The sequence below is a fragment of the Hallella seregens ATCC 51272 genome, from assembly GCF_000518545.1.
Classification (GTDB): Bacteria; Bacteroidota; Bacteroidia; order Bacteroidales; family Bacteroidaceae; genus Prevotella; species Prevotella seregens.
Genome location: NZ_KI912451.1, coordinates 14,015 through 40,321 on the forward strand (window position 1 = coordinate 14,015; position 26,307 = coordinate 40,321).

The 26,307-nt window shown below is 60.8% G+C and carries 21 protein-coding genes; 10 read left to right on the top strand and 11 right to left on the bottom strand.

Features of this window, described 5'->3' with window-relative positions:
• Nucleotides 1-6: 6 nt before the first annotated feature.
• From L888_RS0111220 to L888_RS0111250, 7 genes are all read right to left on the bottom strand, one after another.
• A complete protein-coding gene (locus tag L888_RS0111220; RefSeq protein WP_027952952.1) occupies nucleotides 7-1,998 on the bottom strand; it encodes a 4-hydroxy-3-methylbut-2-en-1-yl diphosphate synthase in 1,992 nt (663 codons plus the stop codon).
• A gap of 25 nt (nucleotides 1,999-2,023) precedes the next feature.
• On the bottom strand, nucleotides 2,024-2,533 hold the full coding sequence (gene purE / locus L888_RS0111225; RefSeq protein WP_027952953.1) for a 5-(carboxyamino)imidazole ribonucleotide mutase: 510 nt from the start codon (nucleotides 2,531-2,533) through the stop codon (nucleotides 2,024-2,026).
• A gap of 27 nt (nucleotides 2,534-2,560) precedes the next feature.
• Nucleotides 2,561-3,172 carry a phosphatase PAP2 family protein gene (locus L888_RS0111230; protein ID WP_005845381.1) on the bottom strand — a complete coding sequence of 204 codons (612 nt, stop codon included), beginning with the start codon at nucleotides 3,170-3,172 and terminating at the stop codon, nucleotides 2,561-2,563.
• Nucleotide 3,173: 1 nt separating this feature from the next.
• On the bottom strand, nucleotides 3,174-4,691 hold the full coding sequence (gene rpoN / locus L888_RS0111235) for an RNA polymerase factor sigma-54 (RefSeq protein ID WP_027952954.1): 1,518 nt from the start codon (nucleotides 4,689-4,691) through the stop codon (nucleotides 3,174-3,176).
• 29 nt (nucleotides 4,692-4,720) lie between these two features.
• Nucleotides 4,721-5,383 (bottom strand): hypothetical protein, encoded by a 663-nt coding sequence (locus tag L888_RS0111240; RefSeq protein ID WP_027952955.1) that lies wholly within the window; start codon nucleotides 5,381-5,383, stop codon nucleotides 4,721-4,723.
• A gap of 538 nt (nucleotides 5,384-5,921) precedes the next feature.
• A complete protein-coding gene (locus tag L888_RS0111245) occupies nucleotides 5,922-8,111 on the bottom strand; it encodes a S9 family peptidase (protein ID WP_027952956.1) in 2,190 nt (729 codons plus the stop codon).
• 487 nt (nucleotides 8,112-8,598) lie between these two features.
• Entirely contained in the window at nucleotides 8,599-9,300 is a 702-nt protein-coding gene (locus tag L888_RS0111250; protein WP_027952957.1) for an SIR2 family NAD-dependent protein deacylase, read from the bottom strand.
• A 120-nt stretch (nucleotides 9,301-9,420) separates the two neighbouring features.
• Here L888_RS0111250 and L888_RS0111255 point away from each other — a divergent pair, with 120 nt between their 5' ends.
• The 10 genes from L888_RS0111255 (at nucleotide 9,421) to mutS (ending at nucleotide 20,629) form a co-directional block, all read left to right on the top strand.
• On the top strand, nucleotides 9,421-10,002 hold the full coding sequence (locus L888_RS0111255; RefSeq protein ID WP_027952958.1) for an FKBP-type peptidyl-prolyl cis-trans isomerase: 582 nt from the start codon (nucleotides 9,421-9,423) through the stop codon (nucleotides 10,000-10,002).
• Nucleotides 10,003-10,046: 44 nt separating this feature from the next.
• Nucleotides 10,047-10,922 carry an FKBP-type peptidyl-prolyl cis-trans isomerase N-terminal domain-containing protein gene (locus tag L888_RS0111260; RefSeq protein WP_005845395.1) on the top strand — a complete coding sequence of 292 codons (876 nt, stop codon included), beginning with the start codon at nucleotides 10,047-10,049 and terminating at the stop codon, nucleotides 10,920-10,922.
• A 10-nt stretch (nucleotides 10,923-10,932) separates the two neighbouring features.
• A complete protein-coding gene (locus tag L888_RS0111265; RefSeq protein ID WP_027952959.1) occupies nucleotides 10,933-11,919 on the top strand; it encodes an FKBP-type peptidyl-prolyl cis-trans isomerase in 987 nt (328 codons plus the stop codon).
• A gap of 148 nt (nucleotides 11,920-12,067) precedes the next feature.
• Complete coding sequence (locus L888_RS0111270; RefSeq protein ID WP_005845401.1) at nucleotides 12,068-12,535, top strand: Lrp/AsnC family transcriptional regulator; 468 nt, start codon at nucleotides 12,068-12,070, stop codon at nucleotides 12,533-12,535.
• Complete coding sequence (locus L888_RS0111275; RefSeq protein ID WP_027952960.1) at nucleotides 12,532-14,496, top strand: membrane dipeptidase; 1,965 nt, start codon at nucleotides 12,532-12,534, stop codon at nucleotides 14,494-14,496. Before L888_RS0111270 ends, L888_RS0111275 begins: the two co-directional genes overlap by 4 nt.
• Nucleotides 14,497-14,521: 25 nt before the next feature.
• Nucleotides 14,522-15,580: a M28 family peptidase gene (locus L888_RS0111280; protein WP_027952961.1), complete on the top strand. Its 1,059-nt coding sequence runs from the start codon at nucleotides 14,522-14,524 to the stop codon at nucleotides 15,578-15,580.
• A gap of 38 nt (nucleotides 15,581-15,618) precedes the next feature.
• On the top strand, nucleotides 15,619-15,918 hold the full coding sequence (locus tag L888_RS14560) for a hypothetical protein (RefSeq protein ID WP_156925006.1): 300 nt from the start codon (nucleotides 15,619-15,621) through the stop codon (nucleotides 15,916-15,918).
• A gap of 156 nt (nucleotides 15,919-16,074) precedes the next feature.
• Nucleotides 16,075-17,307 (top strand): VapE domain-containing protein, encoded by a 1,233-nt coding sequence (locus L888_RS0111285; RefSeq protein ID WP_027952962.1) that lies wholly within the window; start codon nucleotides 16,075-16,077, stop codon nucleotides 17,305-17,307.
• A 10-nt stretch (nucleotides 17,308-17,317) separates the two neighbouring features.
• Nucleotides 17,318-17,941 (top strand): YhcH/YjgK/YiaL family protein, encoded by a 624-nt coding sequence (locus tag L888_RS0111290; RefSeq protein ID WP_005845410.1) that lies wholly within the window; start codon nucleotides 17,318-17,320, stop codon nucleotides 17,939-17,941.
• A 21-nt stretch (nucleotides 17,942-17,962) separates the two neighbouring features.
• A complete protein-coding gene (mutS, locus tag L888_RS0111295; RefSeq protein WP_027952963.1) occupies nucleotides 17,963-20,629 on the top strand; it encodes a DNA mismatch repair protein MutS in 2,667 nt (888 codons plus the stop codon).
• A gap of 221 nt (nucleotides 20,630-20,850) precedes the next feature.
• On the opposite strand, the gene L888_RS0111300 is transcribed toward mutS, so the two are convergent.
• From L888_RS0111300 to L888_RS0111315, 4 genes are all read right to left on the bottom strand, one after another.
• Nucleotides 20,851-23,436, bottom strand: a complete 2,586-nt coding sequence (locus tag L888_RS0111300; protein ID WP_027952964.1) for an outer membrane beta-barrel family protein — start codon at nucleotides 23,434-23,436, stop codon at nucleotides 20,851-20,853.
• A gap of 8 nt (nucleotides 23,437-23,444) precedes the next feature.
• Nucleotides 23,445-24,134, bottom strand: a complete 690-nt coding sequence (locus L888_RS0111305) for a FecR family protein (protein ID WP_027952965.1) — start codon at nucleotides 24,132-24,134, stop codon at nucleotides 23,445-23,447.
• Nucleotides 24,124-24,648 carry a sigma-70 family RNA polymerase sigma factor gene (locus L888_RS0111310; RefSeq protein ID WP_005845421.1) on the bottom strand — a complete coding sequence of 175 codons (525 nt, stop codon included), beginning with the start codon at nucleotides 24,646-24,648 and terminating at the stop codon, nucleotides 24,124-24,126. The genes L888_RS0111305 and L888_RS0111310 overlap by 11 nt, the downstream gene beginning before the upstream one ends.
• 185 nt (nucleotides 24,649-24,833) lie before the next feature.
• A complete protein-coding gene (locus L888_RS0111315) occupies nucleotides 24,834-26,288 on the bottom strand; it encodes a right-handed parallel beta-helix repeat-containing protein (RefSeq protein WP_027952967.1) in 1,455 nt (484 codons plus the stop codon).
• Between the last annotated feature and the right edge of the window lie 19 nt (nucleotides 26,289-26,307).

The window sequence follows — 26,307 nt, forward strand, 5'->3', positions numbered from 1 at the left end:
GGCGGGTCACGATTGCCGGCGGCGGTCGTTCTCGATGAGCTGCAGCAGACGGTCCACGGCCTCCTCCTCGGGGATGTTTTTCTCCACGCACTCCTGCCGGCGGTAGAGCGAAACGCGGTGGGGGCCGGCCCCCACGTAGCCGTAGTCGGCGTCGGCCATCTCGCCGGGACCGTTCACGATGCATCCCATGATGCCTATCTTGAGGCCTTTCATGGCGGTTGTGGCCTGGCGAATGCGGGCTATGGTCTCGCGCAAGTCGTAGAGCGTGCGGCCGCATCCCGGGCAGCTGATGTACTCGGTCTTGCTTGTACGCAGGCGTGCGGCCTGTAGAATGCCGAACGCCGTGTCGGTGATGTCGGCCGTGCCGACGCTTCCTTCGTTCATGAGCCAGATGCCGTCGGTGAGCCCGTCAATCATCAGGGCGCCCATGTCGGCGGCTGCCCGGAGCTGGAACTCCTCCTTGTCGTTGAGCCGGTACATCTGGGCGAAGACCACGGGATTGGTTACTCCGGCCGCCATCATTTCGTGGACGAGGGCCCGCTGCTCGCCAAGCCGGTTCTGATGGTTGCTTGTACACACCACCACCACCTCGGGATGAGCCTTAAGGCAGGGGAGATACTCCTCGCTGGGCGTGCCGAATTGCAGCACGAGAAACTTCATCTTGGCTTGCACCAGGCCAATGAACGGCATGGCCATAACGGGGAAAATGGGGTAGAATGTGGCTCCTCCGTGGGTCACGACGGCCTTGTCGCTGCCGGTTGCAGCCTCGTTTGTCTCATTTCCGGCCTCGTTTGCCTCATTTCCGGTGGTGGCGGGAGTCGTTTGGCCCTGTTGTTGGAGCCGGGCGTAGAGCTGATAGTCCACGATATACCTCTGTCCGGGCACGATTTGCTCGGGCAATGTGCCGCCCGCATAGAGGAAATCGGCCTTGGGCTTGCCGCTCGTTGCAGACTGGGCTGCGTCACAAGCAGCATCTTCCCTCCCGTTGGAGGGGTCTGGGGAGGCCCCGATGACAATGGGAACATGGTGTCCACCGACGATGTCCACGGGCTGGGTGTGTCGGCGTTCGGGGTGCAACCAGTCGAAATTGGCGTAGGTTTCGCCCGGAATGACGAGGTGGCCGGCCTTGCGCCCCACGTAGTCGGCCAGATGGCGGGCCACGGGAATCTCGGCCTCGGGCTCCTCAGAGAGCGACACGCGGATGGTGTCGCCGATGCCGTCGGCCAGCAGAGCCCCGATGCCCACCGCGCTCTTGATGCGCCCGTCCTCGCCCTCGCCGGCCTCGGTAACGCCTAAATGCAGGGGGTAGTGCATGTCTTCGGCCTCCATCCGGGCCACAAGCAGACGCACCGACCGCACCATCACCACCGTGTTGCTGGCTTTGATGGAGATGACCACGTCGGCAAACTGCTCGCGCCGGCAGATGCGCAGGAACTCCATACAGCTTTCTACGATGCCCTCGGGCGTGTCGCCGTAGCGGTTTCGGATACGATCGGAGAGCGAACCGTGGTTCACACCGATGCGGATGGCCGTGTGGTTGGCCTTGCAGATGTTGAGGAACGGCACGAAACGGGCTTCTATCTTTTGCAGTTCCTGCGCGTATTCCTCGTCGGTGTACTCCAGCTTGACGAAGCGTCGGGCGGGATCAACGTAGTTGCCGGGGTTGACACGCACCTTCTCTGCGTACCTCGCCGCCACGTCGGCCACGTTCGGATTGAAGTGGACATCGGCCACAAGGGGCGTGCTGAAGCCGTCGGCACGGATGCCGGCATTGATGTTTTTGAGGTTCTCGGCCTCGCGAATGCCCTGCGTGGTGAGGCGCACGAGCTCGCCTCCGGCCTTGATAATGCGCTCCGATTGGGCCACACTGGCCTCCGTGTCGTTGGTATCGGTGGTGGTCATCGACTGGATTCGCACCGGGTTGCCGCCGCCCATGCCGAGCGCGCCCACGTGCACTTCGGTGGTTTCGCGCCGTCGATAGTTGAACAAGTCTATCATATGCTTTGCGTTTGAGGGCCTACGCTCAGTTGCATTTGTACTCGTAGTCCTTGATGGCAGCGAGCTCTGCGTTGGCCTTTTCTATCTTTTGGCCGAGGCCCGACTTCCAGTCGGCGACCTTGGCAGCCACTTCTTCGTCGGCGATGGCTATCATTTCGGCCGCCAGCACGGCCGCATTCTGGGCCGCATTGACGCCCACCGTGGCCACGGGGATGCCCGGCGGCATCTGGATGATGCTGAGCATCGCGTCGAGACCGTCGAGCATTCCCTTGACGGGCACGCCGATGACCGGCAGCGGCGTGGAGGCCGCGATGACACCGGGCAGGGCTGCCGCCATGCCGGCCGCCGCAATGATGACCTTGATGCCACGGCCCTTGGCTTCGCGGGCAAACCGTTCTACGGCCTCGGGCGTGCGGTGGGCGGAGAGCGCGTTCACCTCGAAGGGAATCTGTTGGTCGTTCAGCCAATTGCAAGCTTTCTCCATAACGGGCAGGTCGCTTGTGGAACCCATGATGATGCTGATAACTGGTTTCATGTCGTGTATGCTTTGAAATTTACGCGTTTATATAATCATCCAGAACCCGGCAACCATGCCTACGAGGAACCCGGCCACCACTTGCATGAGCGTGTGCTGGCGCAAAATCATGCGGCTGCTGCCTACCATGCCGGCGATGATGAGGATGACGCAGAACCACCACAGGGGATTGAAGGCGAAGATGACCGAGAAAGCCAGCAGCGCCCCCTCGAATCCGCCGATGGCTGCGGTGTGGGTGGAAATCTTCCACCACACATTGATGACGGCGCAAACTACTTGAATAACCAGCGCCGCCACCAGAATGTTGGCCATGAACTGGGGTATGCGCATCATGCTCATGAGGTAGTAGCAGGCGAAGTAGCAGAGGATGGCTATAATATAAGGTACCATTCGCCGCTCCTTGCGCCCCAGTTCGAGGGGCGTCCAACCCTGATAACGGCGGTAGCCGTGGATGAGAAGGGTGGGCAAAAGAATGGTGAACAGATAGACCATGCCCACTACCATGAGCTTGTATTGCCAGGGCATGAGGCTCATGTAACTGAACATAAACAGGGCAATGAGGCCTACCAGCGGCAGGTAGAACGGGGTGAGCAGCATGCTCATCACGCGTGCCGTGAGGATGATATTCTTTTCTTTCATGTTAACTCTTGCGGAGCCGGGCCACGGGTAGCCCCAGCTGCTCGCGGTATTTGGCCACCGTGCGGCGGGCGATGGGGAAGCCTTTCTTCTTCATTTCGGCGGCCAGGGCGTCGTCGCTGAGGGGCCGACGCTTGTCCTCACGGCCAATCATGTCCTTAAGGGCGAGCTTGATCTTGCGGGTTGACATCTCCTCTCCGTCCTTGGTGACGTAGCCGTCGGTGAAGAAGAAGCGCAGCGGGTAGGTGCCCCAACGGGTCTGTGCATACTTGATGTTGCTCACACGGGAGATCGTCGAAATGTCGAGGCCGGTCTTTTCGGCGATGTCTTTGAGGATCATGGGGCGCAGATCGGCCTCGTCGCCGTCCTGAAAGAACTTCTTTTGCCAGCCTATGATGGCCTTCATCGTGACGTAGAGCGTGTGGCGGCGCTGCTTCACGGCCTCGATGTAGCCCTGTGCTTTCTCCACCTTTTCCTTGGCATAGAGCAATGCTTCTTTCTCCTGGCGGTTCATTTTTTCCCGGTTGGTCTTGTAGGTGTTGACCATTTCGTTGAACGAGGGCGACACCTTGAGGTCGGGAATGCGGCCGCGGTTGATGTTGAAACTGACGTTGCCGGCATCGTCGGTATCGACCACGAAGTCGGGAGTAATCTGTTGCGTGTTGCGTCCCAGCGTCTCGCCGAGGGCGGCTCCGGGCTTGGGATTGAGCTTGCTCAGCTCTTGTCGGATGATGTCGGCCTGGTCGGGGGTGAGCTGCAGGGCGGTGGAAATGCGGTCCCAGTGCTTTTTGGTGAACTCGTCGAAGTGGCTCTCCACCACCCGGCGCATCAGTTCCTTGAGCCGCCCCTCGGGTCGTCGGGCTATCTGCAGCAGCAGACATTCCTGCAGCGAGCGGGCGCCGATGCCCGCGGGGTCGAACGTTTGCAGGCGGTGGAGCACGTCGACGAGCTCCGACTCGTCCACGTCGATGTTGTGGTAGATGGCCAGTTCGTCGCAGAGGTCGCCCATGTCCTTGCGCAGCAACCCGTCGTTGTCGAGCGAGCCGATGAGATATTCCATGATGTCGCGCTGCCCATCGGTGAGCTCCAGCTCGCCCATCTGCTCCTTGAGCTTGTCATAAAACGAGGTGGTATCGCCCCAGACAATCTCCTCATAGTCGGCGTCGGGGTTGCCGGGCGAGGCTGCCCGCAGGTCGGGCGACGGCAGTTCGTCGTCGCTCCCCAGGTTTTCCAGTGCGTTGTCAAGGGCTTCTTCGCGCTCCTCGCGCTCGGTCTTCTCCTCGTATTGCTCGTCGGTGGCGTCGGCCTCGCGGTCTTCGGCCAGCTCCCGTTCGGCCGTGGTCTCCTCCTGTTCGTCCCGCCGTTCTTCCAGGGCCGGGTTGTCGTCCAGCTCGGTAAGGATGTTTTGTTCCAGCTCGGCCAGCGGCATCTCGAGCAGCTTCACCTGGAGCATCTGCTGCTGTGACAGGCGTTGCTGCTGCACCTGCTGCTGGGTCTGGGATTGGATGAGTTTCTGTGACATGGCTGAATGGGTGGGCCCTGGCGCGGGCGTCAGGCTTTGAAATAGGCTTGAAGCTGGGCGGCCAGGGCGGCGAGCTTCTCGGGACGCTCGTTGCCGAACCGTTTCCAGACTTGCATGCAAGGGGTGAGCAGGGGGTGGATGATGATGTCTTCGCGCGACAGCAACGGGTCGCAGAACCTGAAGACAGCCATTACCTCGGCCACCTTTTCGGGCGTGAGGCGCAGCAGACGGGCCAGTTCGGCCACCTCGGGAGTCTCTGCCGCCATGGTGACGGGCGTGAGACGGAAGTAGAGATCGAGTATCATGATGAGCTGAACGGGCGTGATTGGCTCTGCGTCGGTATCGGTGGTGGCCACGGGTTTGAAGTCTTTCTCCCACGACTCGTTCACCTCCACGCCGGCATAGAACTCCTCGGAGTTGCCGAATCCAATCATCTGTCGGAGCAGTGCCGTGCCGCGTGCGAGCTTCCGCGGACTGTGGGCGTACTTGTCCCAAAGCTTTTGCAGGCGCGGCGTGTCGATTTGCCGGAGCCTGAACATCTGCCTGTAGAGATAGTCGGGAGCGATGTGAAGCTCCAGGGCGAGGCCTACGAGGGCGCGGCTGTAGAGGGGCTTCACGCCTTGTGGCCGCCGTAGATAGAGTTGCATGAGCAGCAGCCAGTATTCATCATGCCATAGGGAATGCTTCGCCATACCGTTTCTTCTTCCGTCTGTTTTGCTTGCTTTCCACAAAGTTACGGCAAAATTCTGAGACGGGCCGCACTTTCGTCGACTTTTTATCGCTCCTTTGCAAAAAGGCCCCCACCATCTGGCGGGAGCTGTGCGGACGGGGGAGTGGGGGTGTTGCAGGCGGCGGCGGGAATGCCCCGACGGGCATGCGGGCCGGCGCGGAGCCCGGCCCCTACGGCAAAACACGTGTTCTAAATAGGGAGAAAACATGTTCCCGGCCGCCAATGCCCTATGTAATCGTATCGCGATAATGGCGTAATCGCGTGATGATTACGGCTTTATCGCCGGGCCTTTACGGCGTAATCACGGGGCGATTACGCCGTGGAGGTTTTGCCGTTACGGCCTGACGGTGCAAAGGTTGCGGCTTGACGGCATAAAGGATGTGGCTTGACGGTGCAACGTTCGCGTCATGCCGGTGTGTAGTTTGCGGCGTGCCGCCCCGTGCCGTGCCGGCCGGAACCTCTCGCATCAACAAGGAATGGCGCGCCGCGCAGTATGCGGACTATGGCTTGGCATAGGGTGCCTGCATGGCCATCTTGCGGCTGTCCCAGGGCGCCGGGGCCCCGCCGAGGTACTGGTGGAACCATTCCAGATGGGCATTGTAGTAGAGCGGCATCGATTTCAGGCCGCTGGGCCAGTGCCCGTCGTTGTCGAAGATGATGAGGCGGGAGGGGATGCCGAGCGTCTGCAGGGTGTTGAAGTACTGCACCGACTGCATGTAGGGCACGCGGTAGTCGCGCTCGCCGGTGATGATGAGCGTGGGGGTAGCGAAGTTGCGCACGTATTCCGAGGGGCTCCACTTCTGGTAAAGCGGCGAGTTCCACGGCTGTCCCTCCAGCTCGAAGTTGGGGAACCACAACTCTTCGGTGCCGCCCCACATGGAGCGCAGGTCGAAGAGGCCCATCATCGAGGCCAGACACTTGAAGCGGCGGGTCTGTCCCTGCAGCCAGTTCATGAAGTAGCCGCCATACGACCAGCCCATGGCGCCCATGCGGGTGGAGTCCACATAGGAGAGCTGGGCCAAGGCGTCGGTGACGCGCATCACGTCCTCGTAGGGCCGGCCACCCCACGAACCGCTGATGGCGCGGCAGAACTGCTGGCCGTAGCCCGTGGAGCCGTGGGGGTTGGGATAGGCTACGACGTAGCCCGCGCCGGGGTAGACCTGCCAGTCGGGACGGTAGGAGTCCATCCATTGCATCTGCGGACCGCCGTGCACATTGATGACGAGGGGGTACCTGCGGGCGGGATCGAAGCCGTGGGGCTTCACCACAAAGAACTCCACCGAGTCGCCGTCGGCCCCCGTGACCCACATGGCCTCGGAGGGACGGAAGTCTACGGCCGCCACGAGACTGTCGTTCAGGTGGGTGACGGGCAGCTCGGACAGGCTCTGCCGGGCGCGTGGCGCGTCGGTCCATGCGGCTTTGCCGTCAGGGCGCGACACGTAGAGCTCTGCGGGGCGGCCGGTCGACGACCAGGTGTAGTACACGTAGCCCTGTCGGTCTACGTCGAAACTGCCGATGGCTCGGCGGCCTATCAGTTTGGTGATGCGGTCGGGCTGCAGGGTGGTTTTGTTCGTCTTCGAGGCGGTCGTGCCGGGAGCCGATGCGGTTTTGGCGGGCTTGAGCGTGAGCCGGTAGAGGGGCGCGTAGCCTTTTTCCTGGCCCAGGAAGTAGATGCTGCGCGAGTCGGCGGCCCACTTGTAGTCGTCCACCCAGTTGTCGAACTGCTCGGTGAGCACGGTTTTCCGGCCGGTCTGCCGGTCGTAGAGGCCGAGAATGAAGCGGTCGCTCTCGTAGCCCGGCGTGCGCTGGAAGCGGTAGGCGATGTATCGGCCGTCGGGACTGTACTGCGGACTGCCGTCCCAGGCGGGGTTCTCGGCCGTGATGTTCTTGGCCTCGCCCCCGCCGACGGGCACCGTCCAGAGGTCGCAGTTGGTCGAAGCCTCGGGGTGCAGGTCGTGGTTGCTCAGGTAGCACAGCTCCCGCGAGTCGGGCGAGAAGGCAAATCCCGTGGGCCCTCCGGGCGAGAACACGGGGCTGTGGAAGCGGCCGGGCGTCACGTCGGTGTAGGTTTTCTCCTTGATGTTGTAGACGATGATGTGCCAGTAGCGGCCGTCGCTGTAGCTGGTCCAGTGGCGGTAGAGCAGCTCGTCGGCCACGTGTGCCTGGATGGGGTTGCGGGCTTTGCGGTCCATTGCCTCCTTGTTGGCCTTGCCGTCGGCCCCGCCTATCTCGGGAAACACCTCGGCCGCAAAGGCGATGAGGTTGCCGTCGGGCGAGAGCACGGGGCTCTGTATACCCAGTGCATAGTCGGTGATTTTCTCGTTTTGGCCGTTGGTGTGGCGGTACACCTGCGTTGTTCCGTCGGCATACGACAAAAAGTAGAGGCTTTTGCCATCCTGCGACCAAAAGGGCGAAAAGCTCTTTCTGTCGGTCGTCACGGCACGGGTCTCTCCGTGGGCGATGCCCTGCAGGCCGGAGGCGGTGGGCACGTTGAGCAGGATGTCGGAGTACGATTTCTGGGCCGCCAGGTCTTGACGGCTCACTCCGTAGGCCAGCATTCCCGTGGCCGAAACGGTTGGCGACGAGGCATATTTCACACGATAGACGTCTTCGATGGTGAAGGCGCGCTTCTGGCCCGCGGCGTTTGCCGCCGCAAGCAGGGCCAGAGAGAGTATAAATGTCTTTTTCATTGCTGTGGACTGATGTGGTGCAAAGATATGTATTTTCTGGCAAAAACGGCGTAAACGCTTGGAAAATATATGCTTTACACGGCAGTTTCAGGCAAAGTGCGACAAAAAAGTGTAAAGTATTCGTACCACGATGGTCGCATGTCGTTTCGGCGGCTTCCGCGTGGCGACAGTGGGGCTTCCGGCTGCGGCTGGCGGCTCTCAAAGCGCAAAAAAGTGGGTGAAAGCGGTGGTGAAATGGCCGGGAGGGGGTGGAGTGTGGGAGAAAGAGGGCTGCAACGGGGGCGAACGATGGGGGATGGAGGCGGTTTGCCGGTTGGTTTCGGGGCGAAACGCCACGAAAAAGGTGCAGCTTTCGAGTGGCTGCACCCTGTGTTGGCGGTGTAAATGTCGGCGTATGGCCGTGAGGCCGCTATATAATAAGAGGTGTAAGCTGTCGCGACGGCCGCATGGCCCTGCCCGCGGGGCTGGGTGGAGCTGCCGTGGCGGCTCACTGGCCGAGCAGCCGCAACAGCTCGGCCATGCCCTCGGAAGCACCCTTACGGATGTGGGTGACCTGCCGGCCGATGCCCGCCGATACGGGATTGGGGTCGATGAGATACACCGGACAGTCGCGCCGCGTGTACTGCACCAGCCCGGCTGCGGGGTACACATTGAGCGAGGTGCCGATGATAACGAACGCGTCGGCCCCGGTCGCCTCGCGTGCCGCAGGCTCCAGCATGGGCACGCTTTCGCCGAAAAACACGATGAACGGCCGCAGCAACGAGCCGTCGCCGGCCGTGGCTCCGGGTGCCACGTCACTGTCGGCCTGGCTCAACGAGCGGATGTAGCGCGCATCGTAAGGCTCGGCCGACGAGCACACCTTGGTGAGTTCGCCGTGCAGGTGAATCACGTTTGTCGAGCCGGCACGCTCGTGCAGGTTGTCCACATTCTGCGTAAGCACGGACACTTCGTAGTCTTTTTCCATGCCGGCAATGAGCCGATGGCCCTCGTTGGGCTCGGCGTCCCACAGCTTTCGCCGCATCTTGTTGTAGAATTCAGTCACCAAAGTGGGGTTGGCCTCCCAGCCCTCGTGCGAGGCTATCTGCTCCACGGGGTAGTTTTCCCACAGTCCGTCGTTGCCGCGGAACGTCTTGAAGCCGCTCTCTACCGACATGCCGGCCCCTGTGAGAAACACAATTTTCTTCTTCATAGGCTTTTCGTGATGAACTGTTATTATTGCACAAAAATAACAATTTTTCCCCAATAATGGTGTGGCGACCGATTAAAAATAGTAACTTTGCACATTAATCATTAATCTATAAACGACGAAATGGACAAAGTTAGTTACGCGTTGGGCATGAGCATAGGGCACCAGCTCCAGCAGATGAACGCGACGGAATTGAACATTGACGACTTCGGGCAGGCACTGCGGGACGTTTTTGCCGGCAAGGCTGCCCTTTCCGAGGGAGACGCACAGGCCGCCGTGCAGGCGTTTTTCGATCAGAAATCCGAGGAGAAAGCCAAGTCGGGCAAGGCCGACGGCGAGAAGTTCTTGGCCGAGAATGCCGGGAAAGAGGGTGTGGTGACCCTGCCCTCGGGACTGCAATACCAGGTGTTGCGCGAGGGTAACGGCAGGAAGCCCGCTGCCACCGACCAGGTGGAGTGCCATTATGAGGGCACGCTCATCGACGGTCAGGTGTTCGACAGCAGCTACCGCCGCGGCGAAACGGCCACGTTCGGCCTCAATCAGGTCATTGCAGGATGGACAGAAGGCTTGCAGCTCATGCAGGAAGGTGCCAAGTATCGCTTCTTCATCCCCTACACGCTGGGCTATGGAGAGCGCGGCGCAGGCCAGTCCATCCCGCCATTTGCCACGCTCATCTTCGACGTGGAACTCGTCAAAGTCAAGTAAATCAACTGCAGAAAGACCATAAAAGAACAATTTTAAATAAACCAATGAAAAGTTTGAAAGCATTAGCCGTCATGGCTATCGCCGCTGCTGCGTTCAGTGCTTGCGGCAACTCCACCCCCAAAGCCGATTTGAAAACCGACCTGGACTCCATGAGTTATGCCATTGGCGTGCTCCAGTCTCAGTACGTACGCCAGGCCATTGAGCAGGGCCAAGTGATCGACACTACCTATATGGACGAGTTCGTCAAGGGTATCAACGAGGGTGTCAATGCCGGTGACGACAAGAAGAAACAGGCCTACATCATGGGCCTTCAGGTGGGCCAGCAGCTCTCTACACAGATGGTTAAGGGCATCAATCACGAGGTGTTTGGCTCCGATTCCACGAAGACCATCTCGCTGAAGAACCTCCTGGCCGGCTTCATCACCGGTGCAACGGGCAAGAAAGCACTCTTCACCACGGAGGCTGCCAACCAGATTGCCCAGTCCAAAATGGAGTCCATCAAGAGCCAAACCATGCTCAAAGAGTTCGGTCCCAACAAGGTAGCGGGTGAGAAATTCCTGGCCGAGAACAAGAAAAAGCCTGGTGTTGTGACCCTGCCTTCGGGCTTGCAGTACAAGGTTATCAAGGAAGGCAAGGGTGCCATTCCCACCGATACCACCACCGTTAAGGTGAATTACGAGGGCCGTACCATCGACGGAAAGGTATTCGAGAGCTCCTACACCAACGGCCAGGGCCCGGTAACCATCCAGCCCAAGCAGTTCATTCCCGGTTGGACCGAGGCGTTGACCCACATGCCCGAGGGCTCAGTATGGGAGGTTTACATCCCTCAGAACCTGGCTTACAAGGAGCGTCAGGCCGGCCAAATCAAGCCGTTCTCCACGCTTATCTTCAAGATTGAACTCATCAAGGTAGGAAAATAATCGCTTGGCTATGAAGAAGTTATTTCTGTTTGGCACCATCCTTCTGGCTGGTGCACTGCTCAGCACGGCACAGGCCGGCAAGAAAAAAGACAAGGACAAGAAGGCTGCCGCAGCGCAACCTTCGCTTGCAGTCGCCCTCACCACGACGTCCGACAGCATGAGTTACGCCGCCGGCTATGCCGCCACACAGGGTCTTGAGACTTATTTGCAGCGTCAGCTGGGTGTGGACACGGCCTATATGGCCGACTTTGTGCGGGGTTACCGCGAGGCCGTGGCCAAGTCGTCCGATCCTGCTTATACGGCCTATATGGCCGGCACCAACATTGCCAGGCAGGCCGCCTCGCAGATTTTCCCCGGCATGGGCAAGGAACTTGCCGGCACGCCCGACTCGCTGACGAGCGCCCTTTTCCACGAGGGATTCCTCGCCGGAGTGCAGGGCGACACCGCCATTGTCGGCATGGAGCAGGCCCGCAGCCTGTACGAGACCCACATCAAAGCCATAACCGAGGCCAAGAACGCCGCCTACAAGGCCGAGAACGAGGCCTGGCTCAAGGACAACGCAACCAAGAGCGGCGTGGTGACTCTGCCCTCGGGGCTGCAGTATAAGGTGCTCACCGCCGGTACGGGAGCCAAGCCCACGGCCGAGCAAACGGTGGAAGTGGTCTACGAAGGCAAGATGATCGACGGCACCGTTTTCGACGCCACGTCGCGCCACAACGGGCAGAAGACCGACAAGTTTGAGTGCAACCGCGTCATCAAGGGCTGGACAGAGGCCCTCACCAACATGCCCGTGGGCAGCAAATGGGAGATTTATATCCCACAGGAGCTGGGCTACGGCGACCGCGCTGCCGGCCAAATCAAGCCTTATTCCACGCTCATCTTCACCGTCGAGCTCGTGGGCATCGAGGCTCCCGAGGCCGCAGCCGACAAGGCGGAAGCCGTTCCGACCAAGGTCGCCGCAGCCAAGACGGCCAAGGGCAAGGGCCGCCGCAAGTAACTGCCAACGACTTTCGATGCCCCTGCAAGGGGCGAACCATGAGCAAAATGCACGGATATGAGAAAATATCCGTGCATTTTGTTGTCTATCTCATTTAGTTTATCTACTTTTGCTAACACTTAGCAGACGAAATGATAAAACGTTTAAAATGGAAAAGATAGACAATCTCGACAAGAAGATACTCTCCATTCTCTCCTGCAATGCCCGTATTCCCTTCAAGGATGTAGCGGCCGAATGCGGTGTCTCGAGGGCGGCCATCCACCAGCGCGTGCAGCGGCTCATGGAGTCGGGAGTCATTACCGGCAGCGGTTTCGACGTGAATCCGAAGAGCCTCGGCTACAGCACCTGCACCTACGTAGGCCTTAATCTGGAGCGCGGCTCCATGTATAAAGAGGTGGTGAAACGCATGGACAGCATTCCGGAGATTGTGGAATGCCACTTCACCACCGGTCCCTACACCATGCTTCTCAAGGCTTATGCACGCGACAATGAGCAGTTGATGGACCTGCTCAACAACAAGTTGCAGACCATTCCAGGCGTTGTTTCCACCGAGACGCTTATCTCTTTGGAGCAGAGTATCAAGCGCGAGATACCTGTGAGCTTTGAAGAATCATGAACCATTTCGACCTTGAGTCGCATCTGACAGCCGTCTATGCGACGTTCCCCGAAGCCAATCGTCGCCCGATGATTGGCATCACAACCAATTATTCCGACGGCGATGCCACCCTGCGCGACCGTTATTACAAGCAGGTGGTGGCGGCCGGCGGCATCCCAATCCTTATTCCTCCCGTGGCCGACAAGCAGGTTTTGGTCAACACGCTCGACCATTTGGACGGCCTGTTGCTCACCGGCGGCGGCGACTACAACCCGCTCTGGGCGGGCGACGAGCCCTCGCCCCTGCTTCATGGCATCAATGCCGAGCGCGATTTGCCCGAGCTGATGCTCACGCGTCTGGCCTTCAACCGCCAGATTCCCATGCTCGGCATCTGCCGTGGCATGCAGACTCTGGCCGTGGCGTTGGGGGGAAAGGTGGCGCAGGACGTAGACGTCGAAGCCCCTCGCGGCCTCTCCCCTACCCCCTCTCCAACGGGGAAGGAGGCCGGCCGGCCGGCGGAGCATCTGCATCCACGCATCAAACACGCGCAGGATGCCGACCGCAGCGAGCCCACCCACACCATCGCCATCGCCCCCGGTTCCTGTCTTTCCGAGATCTACGGCGTTCATTCCTCCTCCCTCGCTGGAGCAGAGCAGAGCAGAATGGGCGCTCATTCCCTCTCCCCCATTGGGGAAAGCCAGGAAGGAGTTGCCATTGAGGGCTGTAGGTTGACCGTCAATTCCTTCCACCATCAGGCTGTTTCCGACCCCGGCCGCCGCTTCCGCATCACGGCTGTGGCCCCCGACGGCGTGGCCGAGGCCATGGAGAGTGCCGAGTTCAAGCCCATTATGGGCGTGCAGTGGCATCCCGAATGGCTGGGCGAGGAGGGGCAGAAACTCTTCCGATGGCTCGTCAGCCGCGCCCACAATTTCCATGTGGCCAAGGAGTTGCACCAGCGCATCCTCACGCTCGACACCCATTGCGACACGCCGATGTTCTTTCCGCAGGGCGTGCAATTCGACCATCGCGACCCGCGAATACTCTACGATCTGCACAAGATGACCGAGGGCCGGCAGGACGCCGTCATCATGGTGGCCTACCTGCCGCAGCCCAAACTCGGCGAGCAGTTCTCGCAAAAGGTGGACGTGGGCGGCATCATCCGCCACAATCCCGACCTGAAAGACCTGCCGCCACAGCTCTCGCCCACGGCCTACGCCGACCTTATCTTCAACAAGCTCGAGCAGATTGTCGACCGAAACAGCCTCTACATCAGCATCGCCCGCACGCCGGCCGACCTCTATGAGGACAAGCGCAAGGGGCGTAAGAGCATCATGTTCGGCATCGAGAACGGCCTGGCCCTGAACCACGACCTGGCCAACGTGCGCCACTTTGCCCGGCGCGGCGTGGTCTACATCACGCTCTGCCACAACGGCGACAACGACATCTGCGACAGTGCACGCGGCAGCGGCATGCACGGCGGCGTGTCAACGTTCGGCGAAAAAGTCATTCGGTGCATGAACGACGAGGGCATCATGGTCGATTTGAGCCATGGTGCCGAGAAGTCGTTCTACGATGCGCTCGACATCAGCCGCACGCCCATCGTGTGTTCGCACAGCAATTGCCGTGCCCTGTGCGACGTGCCGCGCAACCTTACCGACGACCAGCTGCGTGCCCTGGCCCGCAAGGGCGGCGTGGCCCACGTGACGCTCTACCACGGATTCCTGCGCCGTCAGGGCGAGGCCACGCTGATGGACGCCATCGACCACCTGGAGCACGCCATCAGTATCATGGGCATAGACCACGTGGGCATCGGCACCGACTTCGACGGTGACGGCACCGTGCGGGGCTGTGCCGACGCTTCCGAGCTCATCAACTTCACGCTCCACCTGCTGCGACGCAAGTACAGCGAGCGCGACATCCAGAAGATATGGGGAGGCAACTGGCTGCGCGTCATGTCGCTTGTGCAGTCGTCCAAACGATAGAACACACCACAACAAGCAAGTCTCAATGAAGAAATCCATGAAGATAACCATAGCCGTGGCCGCCGCAGCCATCGTCGGCCTCTATGCCAGCGGCGTCTACAAGGGCTGGCGCGAGGCCGCCGGGGCCGGCAGCAACGAAGCAGAAGAGACCGAGGAGGCCGAGAAACTGGCCCCCGTGGGCCCGGAGTTCAATGCCGATTCGGCCTATGCCTTTGTCCGGGCGCAGTGCGATTTTGGTCCGCGCGACATGAATTCGCGCGGCCATGAGCAGTGTCTCGACTGGCTCGTGGCCCGGTTCCGGCAGTATGGCTGCACCGTCACCACCCAGCGGGCCCGGCTCAAGGGCTACGACGGCACCCTGCTGAACAGCACCAACATCATGGCCAGCCACAACCCCGCGGCCACCACACGCGTCATGCTCTGCGCCCACTGGGACTCGCGTCCCTGGGCCGACAACGACCCCGACTCGCTGAACTGGCGCAAGCCCATCCTCGCCGCCAACGACGCGGCCAGCGGCGTAGCCGTCATGCTGGAGCTGGCGCGGCTGCTGCAATCGGCAGCCGCCACGGGCAAGGGCGGGCAGAAACTGGAGCTCGGCGTGGACTTCGTGTGCTTCGATGCCGAGGACTGGGGCACGCCGCAATGGAGCTCTCTGCCCGACGATGCCGGCTCCTGGGCCCTCGGCGCCCAGCATTTCGCAGCCCACTTGCCCCAGGGCTACGCCCCCCGCTACGGCATCCTGCTCGACATGGTGGGCGGTCAGGGCGCACGGTTCTACCGGGAGGGCATGTCCATGCAGTATGCTCCCGAGATTGTCAAAAAGGTTTGGCGCGCCGCCCGTCAGGCCGGCTACGGCTCTTATTTCCCCAAGGCCGACGGCGGTATGATTACCGACGACCACGTGCCCCTGAACCAGACGGCCCGCATTCCCTGCATCGACGTCATTCCGTATTACCCTGACTGTCGGCAGAGTTCGTTCGGACCCACGTGGCATACACTGGCCGACGACCTGCAACACATCGACAAAAACACTCTCAAGGCCGTGGGACAGACGATGGTGCAGGTGTTGTTCACGGAGCAATAAGACGGTTGTAATTCAAAATTCAGAATTCAAAATTCAAAATGCCGCGCCGTATTAATTCAAAATTCAGAATTCAAAATTCAAAATGCCGCGCCGTATTAATTCAAAATTCAGAATTCAGAATTCAAAATTTTGCGGGGTGGCTTTTGGCGATAAATGGCGTATTAATTCAAAATTCAGAATTCAAAATTCAAAATTTTGCGCGGTGGCTTTTGGCGAAAGACCATGTTGTCTGCGTCAAGAGCCTGTGTAATCGCGCGGTTTCTACGCTGTATTCGCTTTGCGAAAACGGCGTAATCGCACTGCGTTTGCGCCGTAATCGCGCGGCCATTTCCCCGTAATCGCACGGCCTTTGCGGCGCAATCGCAGGGCCACGGCGGGCCGGCGGCGGCTGTTCGGTGCGGCCGAGGCACCGATACGGGCATTTTTACGGGGTGCGGCCGACCCGTTTTTGCCATCTTTTTGCTATCTTTGTAGGCAAAAACAAGCATCTGCTCATGGACGCATTGACCTATCTCGAATCCCATTGCCAGCTGCGCCGCAACGTGCTCACCGGCGAAACGCTCTACGCTCCCAAGGGCGGCGACGACTTCAGGCCGCTGTCCAAGGAGGCGGCCAACACGCTCGTGCTCGAGGCCGGACGCGACGGCGTGGGGCTCACCGACGCGCTGCTCACCCGCTATCTGGAGTCCACGCTCATCGAGCAATGGAATCCTGCCGAGGCCTGGCTGGGGGAACTGGACGAGTGGGACGGCACTGACCATGTGACGCCCTTTGCCCAACGCATCATCACCTCCAACCCCGACTGGTGCCGCCGCTTCCACAAGTGGATGCTGCAGATGGTGGCACGCTGGATGGGCTACGAGGTGCCGCAGCGCGATGTCATTGTGCCCGTCATCGTGGGACAGTACGGTTACGGCAAGACCTCGTTCTGCAACCTCATCCTGCCCCCCGAGCTGCGGCCCTACTACACCGACCAGATACACGTGCGCGCCACGGCCGAGGTGCACCATCTGGTCACCACTCATCTGCTGCTTTGCCTGGACGAGTTCTATCAGGACAACACCGACCAGCAGCCCGTGGCCCGTTATCTCTTTGCGCGCAGCACGCCGGTGCTGCGCCTGCCCTACGGCGCTACGCGCGAACGGCGCGCCAGCTATGCGGCCTTCATCGCCACCACGGGCAACCTGCACCCCATGACCGACGCCGCCGGCGCGGCCCATCTGGTGTGTGTCGAGGTGGAGCGGCGCATCGACCTGCAGACACCCGTGCCCTACGCACAGCTCTATGCGCAGCTCAAGGCCGAGATAGACAGCGGCGCCGACTTTGCCCTCACCGACGAAGACCGCGAGGGAATGGCCGTGCAGAACTCGCCTTTCCAGGAGGCCGACAACCTGGTGAAGATGGTCTCCATGCTCTATTCGGCCGCCCCGCGCGGCAAGAAGGTGAAGGCAACCTACGTTGATGCCATCATCGACAGGCTGATGAAGGAGTACCCTTACTGGACGCCGGGCGAGCATGTCAACCAGGATGTGGGCTTCGCCTTGCAGGATGCGGGCTTCGTGCGCACCCGCATCCACGGCCGTTCGGCCTACAAGGTGGTGGAGCGCGACCCGCGCAAGATGGAGCCGGCCGAGGAAACGGCGCCGGAAGACGAGGCCGAAAACTTCGACAACAACCCCTTGGCGCGTGCGTTGCTGGCGGGGTTGGGCAATCTTGTAAAGAAATAAAACAACAGGAATGAAAAAGATCATGACGCTCATCGTGGGCGCATTGTGCTCCCTCGCCCTGCATGCGCAGGGCTATTACACGCAGTATTATGCCGACAAGACGCTGCGCAGCGAGGCCGCCGAGTGGGTGAAGAGCGGCGCATGGCGCAACGGATTCACCAAGGCCTCGCCCCACGCCACGGTGAATGCCGTGGACTTCTACCTGCAATACCGGAAGAATCCCGCGCAGTGGCGCGCCCTGTTCGAGTGGGTGCAGCAGACCGACCTGCTGGCCCTGCCCAAGGGCCGCACGCCCATCCCCGGCACCACGCTCGTGGCTAGCGTGGAGGACGACGAGAACCGGGACCTCGCCCGGCAGCGTTCCGAGAGCCACTACCACCACATCGACTTCCAGTACGTGGTGCGGGGCACCGAGCGTTTCGGACTCATCGACCACTACACCAGCACGCCCAACACGGTCTACCGCCCCGATGTTATCCATTACGACTACGATGTGGCGAGGGCCCGCTTTTACGACAGCCGCCCCGACGAGTTCTTTATCTTCTTTCCCGGCGACTGGCACATCGCCAAAGTGAAGACCGACCTGCCCGACCAGCACATCCGGGTGGTGGTCATCAAGGTCGACTACAAATAAGCAACCCAAGCCCAATTCCTTATGGCAAACAACGAAAAGGCCCTCACACCGATGATGAAGCAGTTCTTCTCGATGAAGGCCAAGCACCCCGACGCCATGCTGCTCTTCCGTTGCGGTGACTTCTACGAGACCTACGGCAGCGACGCCGTAGAGGCCGCACGCGTGCTGGGCATCACCCTCACCAAGCGCAACAACGGCGGAAACACCGGCGAGACGGCCATGGCCGGATTCCCGCACCACGCCCTCGACACCTATCTGCCCAAGCTCATCCGAGCCGGCAAGCGCGTGGCCATCTGCGACCAGCTGGAAGATCCCAAGAAGAAACGCGAGGCCATCAAGGGCAAGCGGGGCCTCTCTGAGATGGACAAGATGGTGAAGCGGGGCATCACCGAACTGGTGACGCCCGGCGTGGCCCTGAGCGACAACGTGCTGAACTACAAGGAAAACAACTTCCTCGCCGCCGTCCACTTCGACAAGGCAGCCTGTGGCATCGCCCTGCTCGACATCTCGACGGGCGAGTTCCTCACCGGCCAGGGCACGTATGACTACGTGGAAAAGCTGCTGGGCAGCTTCTCGCCCAAGGAGGTGCTCTATGAGCGCGCGCGCAAGCAAGACTTTGAACGCTTCTTCGGCACCAAGCACTGCGTGTTCGAGCTCGACGACTGGGTGTTCACCGAACAGGCTGCACGGCAGAAGTTGCTCAAGCATTTCGGCACGAAATCGCTCAAGGGCTTCGGCGTGGAACACCTGCGCGCGGGTGTCGTGGCGGCCGGGGCCATCATGCAGTACCTGGAGCTCACGCAGCATACCAGCATCAAACACATCACCGCCCTGCAGCGCATCGAGGAAGACAAGTACGTGCGCCTCGACCGGTTCACCGTCCGCTCGCTGGAGTTGCTCCAGCCCATGCAGGACGACGGCCTCTCGCTGCTCGACGTGATAGACCGCACGGTCACGCCCATGGGCGGCCGTCTGTTGCGCCGCTGGCTGGTGTTTCCGCTCAAGGAGACGCGTTCCATCGCCGACCGTCAGGACGTGGTCGACTACTTTTTCCGCCAGCCCGACTTCCGCATGGCGGTCGATGAGCAGCTCCATCGCGTGGGCGACCTGGAGCGAATCATCTCCAAAGTGGCCGTGGGCCGCGTGTCGCCGCGCGAGGTGATGCAGTTGCGCAATGCGCTCATGGCCGTGCAGCCCGTCAAGTCGGACTGCCAGAGCGCCGGCAACGACAGCCTGAAACGGCTGGGCGAACAGCTCAGCCTGTGCGAGAGTCTGCGCGAGCGCATCGGCCGCGAGCTGCAGCCCGACCCGCCGCAGCTGGCCAGCAAGGGTGGCGTCATCGCCGAGGGCTACAGCCCCGAGCTCGACGAGCTGCGCGCCATCTCGCGCGGCGGCAAGGACTATCTGCTGCAAATCCAGCAGCGCGAGACCGAGCAGACGGGCATTTCGTCGCTCAAGGTGGGCTTCAACAACGTGTTCGGCTACTACCTTGAGGTGCGCAACACGTTCCGCAACCGCGTGCCCGACACCTGGATACGCAAGCAGACGCTGGCCCAGGCCGAGCGATACATCACGCCCGAACTGAAAGAATACGAGGAGAAGATACTGGGAGCCGAGGAGAAGATACTGATGCTCGAGACGCGCCTCTTCACCGAACTCATCAACGACATGCAGGAATTTATCCCGCAGATACAGATCAACGCCAATGTGCTGGCCCACATCGACTGTCTGCTCTCCTTTGCCAAGGTGGCGGAAGACAATGGCTACGTGCGCCCTATCGTCGATGACGGCGACGCCATCGACATTCGTCAGGGCCGCCATGCCGTCATCGAGACGCAGATGCCGCTGGGCGAATGCTATGTGCCCAACGATGTGAGGCTCGACAGCGAGAAGCAGCAAATCATGATGATTACCGGCCCCAACATGGCCGGTAAGTCGGCCCTGCTGCGCCAGACGGCCCTCATCGTGCTGCTGGCACAGATTGGATGCTTCGTGCCTGCCGAGCGTGCGCAAGTCGGTGTGGTGGACAAGATCTTCACTCGAGTGGGTGCCAGCGACAACCTTTCGCTGGGAGAGTCCACGTTTATGGTCGAAATGACCGAGGCTGCCGACATTCTCAACAACGTGTCGCCGCGCTCGCTGGTGCTCTTCGACGAGCTGGGGCGCGGCACTTCCACCTACGACGGCATCTCCATCGCCTGGGCCATCGTGGAGTATCTGCACGAGCAACCCCGGTCGCGGGCCCGCACGCTCTTCGCCACCCACTACCATGAGCTCAACGAAATGGAGAAGCATTTCGCCCGAATCAAGAACTACAACGTGTCGGTGAGGGAGGTGGACGGCCGCGTTATCTTCCTGCGCACGCTGCAGCCGGGCGGTTCGGAGCACTCGTTTGGCATCCATGTGGCCGAGATTGCAGGCATGCCCCGCTCCATCGTTTCGCGCTCGAAGACCATCCTCAAGCAGCTCGAGGCCGACAATGCAGAGGTGGGCAGCGTGGGCAAACCGTCGGTGGAGCGGCTGGCCGACAGCCGCGACGGCATGCAGCTCAGCATTTTTCAGCTCGACGATCCCGTGCTCTCGCAGGTGCGCGACGAGATTCTGGGCCTCGATATTAACAACCTTACGCCCGTCGAAGCCCTGAACAAGCTCAACGACATCAAGAAGATCGTGACGGGGAGGAGCTGAATGACTTGCCCGCGTGGTGGGGGCAGACGACGGCTTTTTCTCAATATACATTCTCTTTTCCCAGCCTTTTCATGCGACTGTCCGTCGTGGAGAAACCATGATGGTTCGCTGTAGAGGTAAGAATTTTGTAGTCGACTACAAATAAATGATAAGAATTTTGTAGTCGATTACAGTTTTCTTACTTTTTAAGATGGCAGGGAAAGCGTCAGGAATCGGGCGGGCTATTTGCCCGCCCGGTGGGTTTCGGTGTCGCGGTTGTCGTGATATACCTTTTTGATGTGGCGGCCGCCGAAGCTCCATGTGGCGCGCAAGGAGAGGTAACGGGCGTGTACGTCCAGGCTGTTTTGCGCGGTGAAGCCGATGTAGCGGGCCGTGGTGTGGGTGACGTTCCAGCGGAACGGGTCGCCGCCCGCCAGGCGCAGCTTCAGCCGGTTGTCCATGCAGCTGTAGGCGAGAGCCCAGTAAAGACGGGTCAGGGGGCCGGTGCGGTTCGTCTGCCAGTAGGCGGAGAAGTCGTGATGGCAGGTTACGGAGGCCACGAGCGTCTTCTGCGCATTGAGCATCAAGGCCAGCGTGCCGCCCATGCGCCGGCCCCAACCGTGCATGGATTGCAGGTTGGACAGCGCGTCAGCGTGGGCATTGTGGTAGTAAACTTCGGCTTCTGCCTGCACGTTGAGCCAGGACAGCAGGTTCCGTTTGTAGGTGGAGTAGAGTCCGCTCTTGTCGTGACGCACGCCGTTGACGGGGCTGCCCACCTGTGTTCCGTCGGTTCCAAAGGCCACGTTCCAGCCTGTCTCGTTGCTGCCGTGGTCGTTGTAGAGAACGAGATAAAGTCCCCGTCCATTGTTGTAGTTGAGCTCGGCGTTGCGCGTGTAGGCCGCCGTGAGCTGCGGATTTCCCGTTACATAGTTGGTCACGGTGGTGTAGCTGCGAAACGGATTCAGGTCGTTGAAGTTGGGACGACCTATTCCACAGTTCACGGCCAGGCCGACAACGTGGCCCTCATGAGGCTGCCAACTGAGGTGAAGCGTGGGGAAAAGGCGGCTGTAATGGTTGCTGTTGGTCTGCCCGGTAGTGTGCTGACGGCCGTGCGTCCAGGTGTATTCGTAGCGCAGTCCGGCCTGTGCCAGGAGCCGTTTGCCAAGGTTGCGGCGGGCCGAAAAGTAGCTGGCCGCACTGTGTTCCGAGTAGCCGAAGTCGTTGCTTTCGTTGGTATTCGTTATCCATTGGCCGGCTGTCCGGTTCTCCACCACGATGCCCGAGCGGTTGGAAATGTGGGTGTAGGCGGCCCCGGTTTCCACGTGAAGGGCCTTGAAAGGTAGCTCAAAGTCGAGTTTCAGGGCGTGAATGCGGTAGCGGGCGCGGCTCGACGAGCGCAGCTCCTCCGCCCGCCCGTCGCTCGAAACGGAGGTGTTCTCGCTGCGATAAGGGTCGCTGCTGCCGAAGAAATTGTAGTTCAGGCTCGCGGTTTTGCCCAGGCTGTCGAGCCGCCAGTCGGCATAAAGCGTAGTGCTGACGCTGTGGTTCCACACCGCCGGCTTGTCGGCCGTGCTGCGTGTGCTGTCTGTCTCAATGGTGAGATCGGTCTGGCGGCCTCGCGTGCGGTCGATGTGCACACTGGCCATGGCCCCTATTTCGAGCCGCTGCGTGGGCAGAAACTTCACGATGGAACTGGCGTCGGCCAGCGGCCAATAGGTTTCACTCGTGCGGTCGGACGTGCGCCGGCGGCCGTCGTCAAAGGTGAACACGCTGCGCTGGTGGTTGTACACATGGCCGATGTCGGCGCTCACGCTGGCCGACATCTCTATTTTCCGCGACACATAGCTGGCATTCGCTTCGGGTATCAGGCGGCTGCGGTACTGCCGCTGCACGCACGACGTGAGGCTTCCACTCCATCCCCGCGTCTGGTCGCGGCGCATCACGATGTTCACGTAGCCGCCGTTGGCCTCGGCTTTATACTTGGCCGGAGGAATGGTCATGACCTCAATGCGCTCAATATCTTCGGCTTTCAGGCTACGCAGCTTGGCCCGAATGCCCTCGTCCGACATCTCAAGGACGCGCCCGTCGAGCATGAAATGGATGGCTCCCTTGCCTACAACAGAGACCGTCTCGTCGTTCACGCAGAGCATGGGCACGCGGCTCATCACCTCGATGCCGTTCATTCCGAGCGCGTAGGGGTCGTTGGCCACGAGATATTGCAGCCGGTCCACCTCGCTTCTGACCACCCGTCGCATCCCTTTCACGTTGACCTTTTGCAGCGTGTAGCTGTCGGGCGTGAGGCGAAGCGTGCCCAACGGGCCCACGTCGACCGTGCGCCACAGCGTCCGATAGCCCACAAACGACACCCGCAGCAACGCCCGCCGGCAGTGGCATGGCACCACAAAGTCGCCGCCTTCGTTGCTCACACCGCTGGCCATGAGGCTGGAATCCGAGGGGTTGAGCAGGGCCACGTTGGCGTAGGCCACGGGTATTCCTTGGGTATCAACGACTCGCCCCATGGCCTTGAAGCCCTCTTTCTGCGTGCATTCCACGAAAATCAGGCTGTCGCCCATGGTCAGCCGCATGGGGTAGAAGCCGAGCACCTCGCGCACGGCCTCGGGAATGGTGCGGCCGCGCAGCTGTACGGTGACGGTGAAGTCCTCCAGTTCGTCGTAGATAAAGTTGATGGTATAGCGGCGGCTGGCCCGTTCGAGGTCGGCGAGCACCCGGGGAAGCGGCACGCGATGGTAGCTGCGCGTGATGCGTTGGGCCGCCAGGGGGCACAGCGTGCAGAGGGCCCAGGCAAGCAGAATGAGGCGTGGCTTCATGGCGGCGGTCAGTTGATGGTGATGGTGCTGTCGGCAAAAGTCAGGTTCACTTTCTCAAATCGGTTCAGCGTCTCCACGGCTTTCTCCACCGGTTGGCCGCCGTCCCAGAGGTAATGCAGGCGCAGTTGGGCCGCCTCGTCGTTGTGGCAGGCGGTGCGAAGACGGTAGTATTCGGCCATTTTCTGCACGATGTCGCCCAGCCTCGCGTTGTCAAACTGATGGCGGGGAGCGGGTGCGGGCTGCGGGAGCAGGGCCGTGTCGGGAGCGGCCGATGGGGTCGTGGCAGCCGAATCGAGGCACGCAACGGCTGCGGGAGCCTTGGGAAGTGGATGCGGTGGCGTGTGGCGGGCGATGTGGATGGCGGCCCATGCCAGTCCCGACACGCACAGCACGGCGCCGCCAACGGCCGCCATGTGCCAGCGGCGACGCGTCGGAACCACGCCCTCGCCCGTCTTGTCGGCTGCCGTTGCGGCTATAGGGACACGGCCTGTCAGCCGTCGCCATTCGTCGTCGAGCGTCTCGGCCGAAAGCTCCGGGGCCGTCCGCGCACGGCGGTAGGCGCTGGCGGCATCGGCCAGCAGCTGGTATCCGGCCCTTGTCTCCTCGTCACGGAGCAGACTTTGCAGCTCTTCTTCGGTGTAGTGGTCGGGGTGCTCGAGGGCGTCGAGCAGCCTGTCGAGGCTGTCGTTAGCGTTCATATCGGTCGGGATTAAAGTGGGCTTTGAGTTGTGTCACCGCCTGGCGCAGGTGCTTGTAGACGGCTGCCTCGCTGATGTTCAGGCGTGCAGCGATGGCCTTGTAGCTGCATTGCTCGTCGCAGCGCAGCCGGAACACCTTGCGTGTCTTGGGCGAGAGCAGCGTGTCAACCTGCCGGAGCAGCTCGTTGTAGCGGGCATCGATGATGTCTGTAGGCGATAGATCGGGGGCCGTCTCGGCCGTAAGCAGCCGCCGCAGCCGGTCGCCCACGCGCTTGTGACTGATGAGATCGAGGCACCGATTGCGCGTGCTCACGAGCAGATAAGGCAGCGTGCAGCAGCTGTCCCGGCCGTCGAGCATCCGCGCAAACACCTCGCCCACCACGTCGCGGGCCTCTTCTTCGTCGTGGAGCAGGGCCACGGCGAGCCGGAACAGACGGCCGTAGTGGGCGCGAAACAGCCGTTCTGTGGCTGTCGTGCGGCTTTCTGCGGAATGGGCTTGAGGGGTATGCGTCATGTCTTTGTGGGTGCAACGTTGTTCTTATAACGGTCGGCCGGCCCGTTTCCCAACCCCCGTCCGGCCATTTTTTTTGTTTCAAGGCGGTTTGGCGGGGCGGAAGAGGGCATACAAGCGAAGTCCGGTCAGGGTGCGAATGGTGCACGCCTGGCCGGACTTCACTGGCAAAAGCAGCTGTGGGGAGCCTATCGCCGCACCGTGATGCGGCCTTGGTGGATGTAGATGCCGTGGGTGGGACGGCTCACGCGAACGCCTTGCAGTGTGTACCAGTCGGCTTCAGGGCCATCAGAAACCGGGGTGGCGCGCGGAATGGGAATGCCTGTAGAAGTGGTGGAAAACTGATAGCCCAGCGATGAAGCGTAGGGTGCGGTGCCGGGCTTGACTTTCAGAAAGCCGATGTCGGGCAGGCTGCCGTCGGGCAACCGTTCGGCATAGAGGAGAGAAGCATCCAGACTTTCAAAGTCGTCTGTGGTTACACGCACGAGCGTTGGCAGGAAGCTGTTGTTCTCGAGCGTGCATCTTGACTTGTCAATGTTGGTGTATTCGCCTCTCCTTGCTTGGAAACTCAAGCAGTTGCGCACGGTGTGATTGTAGCCGGGCACGTCGGTGGCGTTGTCCCACGACTGCTGGTTCACGAGATTATAGTTGTATCTTCCGTTGGCGTAGGCCGTGTTGTTGATCCAGTTGCAGCCGCCCAAATGGTGGTTTGCATAGAATCCATTGCTCTTGTTGGCCCATGCCAGGCAGTGGCTGATGGTGTGCCGCGGAGCCTCGAAATCGGCTTTCTGCACCTGCTTGCCATAGCCTCCGGCCTTGAATCCGTTGCCGTCTGCCCGGTTCTTGAGGCTGGCGTCGTAGCCGTTTTCCCACGCCCAGCAGTGGTCGAAAGTAACCGGAGCGTAGCAGTTGATGAGGTCAAACCCGTCGTCCGAGTTGCGCCAGGCCCTGCATCCACGGAACACATTGCCCGTATTGGAAGCCGCCACGTGGCAGCCGAAGCCGTCGCTGTTGCCTCCTCTTCCGTTTTCTGACACGGTGTCGTAGTTGTTGTAGGCATCGCAATTGAGGATGAGGTTGTCGTGTCCCTTGGTCATATACACGCCGATGCCCATGCCGTCGTGTATGCGTATGTCCTCGACGATGTTGTGGGCCACGTTCTGCCGGAAGCTCACTCCTTCGCTCTGGGTGTGCGTGGTGATGGTGACCTGTACCCCAACGATGTCGAATCCTTTGAGATGCAGGTGGTTGCCGTCCATGTAGAACGCGCTGACACGCTTGCCGGCAGGCTTCACCAGACTGAAGTCGAACACGGGACGCTCGTCGCCCGGATAGGCCATGATGCAAAGAGGGCGCGTCTTTGTGCCGTTCTTGTTCAGGTCGAAGACGGCCGCATACACTTTTTCCTTGGTGGCCATCACCTGTTCTTCGGTCACCTTGTAGGTGCCGCCGCGAATCCACAGCGTGTCTGTGACGAAAGGAGCCATGCGCGAAAAAGCCTTGGGCAGGGTGGCATACGGCTTGTCGAACGAGCCATTGCCGGTGGCGTCGTTGCCTGTGGGCGATATGAAAACATGGCCGGGCCACACAGGCAGCGTGCCCATCAGTAGACCGGCAAGGAGAGAAACAGTTTGTTTTTTCATTGTTTTTTGTGTTGAGTGT

Excerpts from the sequence above, each read along its gene's own strand:
- L888_RS0111220 (WP_027952952.1), bottom strand. The coding sequence starts at position 1,998 with ATGATAGACTTGTTCAACTATCGACGGCGCGAAACCACCGAAGTGCAC.
- purE (WP_027952953.1), bottom strand. The coding sequence starts at position 2,533 with ATGAAACCAGTTATCAGCATCATCATGGGTTCCACAAGCGACCTGCCC.
- L888_RS0111230 (WP_005845381.1), bottom strand. The coding sequence starts at position 3,172 with ATGAAAGAAAAGAATATCATCCTCACGGCACGCGTGATGAGCATGCTG.
- rpoN (WP_027952954.1), bottom strand. The coding sequence starts at position 4,691 with ATGTCACAGAAACTCATCCAATCCCAGACCCAGCAGCAGGTGCAGCAG.
- L888_RS0111240 (WP_027952955.1), bottom strand. The coding sequence starts at position 5,383 with ATGGCGAAGCATTCCCTATGGCATGATGAATACTGGCTGCTGCTCATG.
- L888_RS0111245 (WP_027952956.1), bottom strand. The coding sequence starts at position 8,111 with ATGAAAAAGACATTTATACTCTCTCTGGCCCTGCTTGCGGCGGCAAAC.
- L888_RS0111250 (WP_027952957.1), bottom strand. The coding sequence starts at position 9,300 with ATGAAGAAGAAAATTGTGTTTCTCACAGGGGCCGGCATGTCGGTAGAG.
- L888_RS0111255 (WP_027952958.1), top strand. The coding sequence starts at position 9,421 with ATGGACAAAGTTAGTTACGCGTTGGGCATGAGCATAGGGCACCAGCTC.
- L888_RS0111260 (WP_005845395.1), top strand. The coding sequence starts at position 10,047 with ATGAAAAGTTTGAAAGCATTAGCCGTCATGGCTATCGCCGCTGCTGCG.
- L888_RS0111265 (WP_027952959.1), top strand. The coding sequence starts at position 10,933 with ATGAAGAAGTTATTTCTGTTTGGCACCATCCTTCTGGCTGGTGCACTG.
- L888_RS0111270 (WP_005845401.1), top strand. The coding sequence starts at position 12,068 with ATGGAAAAGATAGACAATCTCGACAAGAAGATACTCTCCATTCTCTCC.
- L888_RS0111275 (WP_027952960.1), top strand. The coding sequence starts at position 12,532 with ATGAACCATTTCGACCTTGAGTCGCATCTGACAGCCGTCTATGCGACG.
- L888_RS0111280 (WP_027952961.1), top strand. The coding sequence starts at position 14,522 with ATGAAGAAATCCATGAAGATAACCATAGCCGTGGCCGCCGCAGCCATC.
- L888_RS14560 (WP_156925006.1), top strand. The coding sequence starts at position 15,619 with ATGCCGCGCCGTATTAATTCAAAATTCAGAATTCAAAATTCAAAATGC.
- L888_RS0111285 (WP_027952962.1), top strand. The coding sequence starts at position 16,075 with ATGGACGCATTGACCTATCTCGAATCCCATTGCCAGCTGCGCCGCAAC.
- L888_RS0111290 (WP_005845410.1), top strand. The coding sequence starts at position 17,318 with ATGAAAAAGATCATGACGCTCATCGTGGGCGCATTGTGCTCCCTCGCC.
- mutS (WP_027952963.1), top strand. The coding sequence starts at position 17,963 with ATGGCAAACAACGAAAAGGCCCTCACACCGATGATGAAGCAGTTCTTC.
- L888_RS0111300 (WP_027952964.1), bottom strand. The coding sequence starts at position 23,436 with ATGAAGCCACGCCTCATTCTGCTTGCCTGGGCCCTCTGCACGCTGTGC.
- L888_RS0111305 (WP_027952965.1), bottom strand. The coding sequence starts at position 24,134 with ATGAACGCTAACGACAGCCTCGACAGGCTGCTCGACGCCCTCGAGCAC.
- L888_RS0111310 (WP_005845421.1), bottom strand. The coding sequence starts at position 24,648 with ATGACGCATACCCCTCAAGCCCATTCCGCAGAAAGCCGCACGACAGCC.
- L888_RS0111315 (WP_027952967.1), bottom strand. The coding sequence starts at position 26,288 with ATGAAAAAACAAACTGTTTCTCTCCTTGCCGGTCTACTGATGGGCACG.